1 protein-coding gene is annotated in these 209 nt (G+C 70.3%); it reads right to left on the minus strand.

Annotation, left to right across the window (positions count from 1 at the left end; genetic code table 11):
• Nucleotides 1-209: ATP-binding cassette domain-containing protein (locus MFF21_RS23920; RefSeq protein WP_238315072.1), on the minus strand; the 209-nt coding region annotated here is incomplete at both ends.

Consider the following 209-nt stretch of genomic DNA (forward strand, 5'->3'; position numbering starts at 1 on the left):
CTTGGAGGACCTTGGCTTGCCGAAGAGGGCCCCCACCAGGAGGTTCTCCCGCACGGAAAGCTCGGGCAAGGGCTCCACGATCTGGAAGGCCCGGCCCAGCCCCCGGTGGGTGCGGGCCTCGGGGGGGAGGTGGGTGACGTCTTCCCCCAGGAGGAGGACCCTTCCGGAATCGGGGCGGAGGAGGCCGGAGATCACGTTGAGGAGGGTGC

The sequence above is a fragment of the Methylobacterium organophilum genome, from assembly GCF_022179465.1.
GTDB classification, from domain to species: domain Bacteria; phylum Pseudomonadota; class Alphaproteobacteria; order Rhizobiales; family Beijerinckiaceae; genus Methylobacterium; species Methylobacterium organophilum.